Source organism: Streptomyces sp., from assembly GCF_035563135.1.
Lineage (GTDB): Bacteria > Actinomycetota > Actinomycetes > Streptomycetales > Streptomycetaceae > Streptomyces.
Map to the genome: position 1 here is coordinate 1 of NZ_DATMVN010000819.1, position 2053 is coordinate 2053.

At 71.3% G+C, this 2053-nt stretch carries 5 protein-coding genes; 1 reads left to right on the forward strand and 4 read right to left on the reverse strand.

What is annotated here, in order from left to right:
- A partial coding sequence (locus VN520_RS36355; RefSeq protein WP_325751227.1) for a zinc-binding dehydrogenase occupies positions 1 to 187 on the forward strand: 187 nt, incomplete at its 5' end.
- A 231-nt stretch (positions 188 to 418) separates the two neighbouring features.
- Here VN520_RS36355 and VN520_RS36360 read toward each other — a convergent pair.
- The 4 genes from VN520_RS36360 to VN520_RS36370 form a co-directional block, all read right to left on the reverse strand.
- The gene (locus VN520_RS36360; protein ID WP_325751228.1) at positions 419 to 763 is read right to left on the reverse strand and encodes a TfoX/Sxy family protein; all 345 of its coding nucleotides are present in this window, start codon (positions 761 to 763) and stop codon (positions 419 to 421) included.
- A gap of 112 nt (positions 764 to 875) precedes the next feature.
- A complete protein-coding gene (locus VN520_RS36365) occupies positions 876 to 1502 on the reverse strand; it encodes a maleylpyruvate isomerase family mycothiol-dependent enzyme (protein WP_325751229.1) in 627 nt (208 codons plus the stop codon).
- Positions 1432 to 1794, reverse strand: coding sequence for a transposase (locus VN520_RS39810; RefSeq protein ID WP_414720065.1), 363 nt, complete (start codon positions 1792 to 1794; stop codon positions 1432 to 1434). Before VN520_RS39810 ends, VN520_RS36365 begins: the two co-directional genes overlap by 71 nt.
- 12 nt (positions 1795 to 1806) lie before the next feature.
- The coding region (locus VN520_RS36370) for a hypothetical protein (protein ID WP_325751230.1) at positions 1807 to 2053 on the reverse strand (247 nt) is incomplete at its 5' end.

Consider the following 2053-nt stretch of genomic DNA (forward strand, 5'->3'; position numbering starts at 1 on the left):
CGGCGGGCCGGGCGCCGACCCCGGCACGCAGCTGCGGGACGCCGCTCGGCCCGAGCTGGCCGAGGCAGCCGGCGCCGGCCGGCTGGAGGTCGTCGTCGCGGCGACCTTCCCGCTGGAGGACGTCGCCGAGGCGCACCGGCAGGGGATGGCCGGCCACACCCACGGCAAGCTGGTGCTGGTCCCCTGAGGGCATGTCGCCCGAGTGAGTGGCGGACGCAGCGGGGGTCCCGCTCGGTGAGCACTCGCGCAGAGCCGACCGATGGGCAGGGGGCGGTGATCCAGCCGAGGGTGACGGGGCGGTCACGGCCGTACCGGGATCACCGTCAGGTGGTGGAGGGCATCGTGCAGTGTCGTCGGTGCGGGCTCGCACGGCGTGATCTGCCGGACCGGTTCGGGCCTGGTCGCTCGGTCCGCTCGGTCAACGCCCTGCCGTCTTCTCGGCGTTGTACTCCAGGACGGCGTCGATCCAGAAGTGCAGATCCCTGTCGTCCGTGAGCGCCTCCGCATCGACGGTGATCCACCCCTCGCCCATCGACCGGCCCTTGCCCATCTCTGCCCGACGGGCCCCGGGCACCTCCAGGTACTCGGCATCACGACTGCGGGACACGCGCACGAGGAGGGCGCCCCCGCCGCCCGAGACGCAGGCCACCATCTTCTCGTCGACCATGAACGCGAGGCCACCGAACATCGTGACCTCACGAACGTCCTGCTCATGAGAAACAGCACGGCGAACGCGGTCTGCGAGCTCTGCATCGTGAGCCACTCGCTGTCTCCTCCCTGGCGAGCTGAGAAGCGTAGGTCCTCCGGTCGCCGACAGGCCGATCCGCGCTCATCCCAGACGTGGAGCTCCTACCCCTTCTCCGGTGGGGACCGGGTCAGGCCAGTCGGCCACGCAACGTCGACACGCCGTCGCCGCTGAGGTGGCCGAGTGCGGTCGTGCGGCCGGTGATCGCCAGCAGGAGCGCCTCGGCGTCGCCGCTCACGGTAGGACCGCTGCCGTGAGCCCAGTCGATGTCGTCCGCCTCGAATCGCAACCCGGCCAGCGTGCCCTTGGGGACGACGCCCCCGACGGGAGCGGCGGTCAGGTAGCTCAGCGACGTGTGCAGACGCTCCTCGGGGATGTCGCGCGGAAGCCCCAGTGGCCAGCGGATGTCCAGGCCGTGTACCAGGAGGTCGGTGAGGGGCGCCTCGGGACCTGAACCGGGAGGGGTGAACTGCGAGTCGGCTCTCCGACGCAACACCTCGGTGAGCTCGCCGAAGGGCCGACGTGCCTGCTCGCGGGTCAGCCGGACGTTCGCTCGGTCGAAGTTCCCGCGGCATGCCAGCATGGCCAGCACGAACTTCGGGGTGCTCACTTCCAGCGGCAGGACCAGGTGCGCGATCACGTCGTGCACGCTCCATCCACTGCACAGGCTCTGTGTCGCCTGTTGCTCACCGGTCAGTCCCGACATCAGGGCAGCCAGACTGCGACGCTCGTCGGCGATCTGTGCGAACGTGTCCACGAGGTGATCTTGGCAGGAGAACCAGGGTGTGTGGCTCGGGCAGATCTCGCCGCGCCAGCCCACACCGGTAGGGGTGCACGATGCCCTCGACCACCTGCCGGTGATCCCGGTCGGGCCGGGACGGGCCGGTCGCCTGCGGCATCAACGGCCCGATCGCCGCCCACAGCTCATCAGTCAGCTCAGCACGCGCCCCCCTGGTTCGAGATCCCGTACCGGGCGCCCCCTGTCCCGGGAGACACGCCTCAGGTGGCCCCGTCCCGGGCCTCGCCCTGAGCCTGCGAAGGATGGGCAGGACGGGGTCCTCTCAGACCTCCTCGACCGGGAAGCTGTGGCTCGGCGTCACGAACTCGTCCTGCGCGGCGACCAGCAGGATCTCCCGCGAGCGGGCCCTCTCGGTGGCCTCGAGGAGGCCGTGCACCGAGGCCGCGGCCGCGCCGAGCGCGGCTCCGGCGTCCCGGCTCGACAGCCAGTGGGCGAGGAAGAGCGCGGCGATGGCGTCGCCGGCGCCGTTGACCGAGAGGTCCAGCCGTGGGGTGCGCACCCGGAAGTGC